Source organism: Paenibacillus kribbensis (assembly GCF_001705305.1).
Classification (GTDB): domain Bacteria; phylum Bacillota; class Bacilli; order Paenibacillales; family Paenibacillaceae; genus Paenibacillus; species Paenibacillus kribbensis_B.
Genome location: NZ_MCBP01000051.1, coordinates 1 through 627, shown reverse-complemented (window position 1 = coordinate 627; position 627 = coordinate 1). Strand labels below are relative to the sequence as shown.

The following is a 627-nucleotide window of genomic DNA, read 5'->3' as shown; positions in this document are numbered from 1 at the left end:
TGGGAAATCTCATCTTGAGGGGGGCTTCACGCTTAGATGCTTTCAGCGCTTATCCCTTCCGTACATAGCTACCCAGCTGTGCTTCTGGCGAAACAACTGGTACACCAGCGGTACGTCCATCCCGGTCCTCTCGTACTAAGGACAGCTCCTCTCAAATTTCCTACGCCCACGACAGATAGGGACCGAACTGTCTCACGACGTTCTGAACCCAGCTCGCGTACCGCTTTAATGGGCGAACAGCCCAACCCTTGGGACCTACTTCAGCCCCAGGATGCGATGAGCCGACATCGAGGTGCCAAACCTCCCCGTCGATGTGGACTCTTGGGGGAGATAAGCCTGTTATCCCCAGGGTAGCTTTTATCCGTTGAGCGATGGCCCTTCCATGCGGTACCACCGGATCACTAAGCCCGACTTTCGTCCCTGCTCGACTTGTAGGTCTCGCAGTCAAGCTCCCTTCTGCCTTTGCACTCTTCGAATGATTTCCAACCATTCTGAGGGAACCTTGGGGCGCCTCCGTTACTCTTTAGGAGGCGACCGCCCCAGTCAAACTGCCCACCTGACACTGTCCTCGTACCGGCTTACGGTACCAAGTTAGAACCTAGATACGATCAGGGTGGTATCCCAAGG

1 rRNA gene is annotated in these 627 nt (G+C 55.5%); it reads right to left on the bottom strand.

What is annotated here, in order from left to right:
- Nucleotides 1–627: ribosomal RNA gene (locus BAZ21_RS27505) — 23S ribosomal RNA — on the bottom strand; the annotation flags it as partial.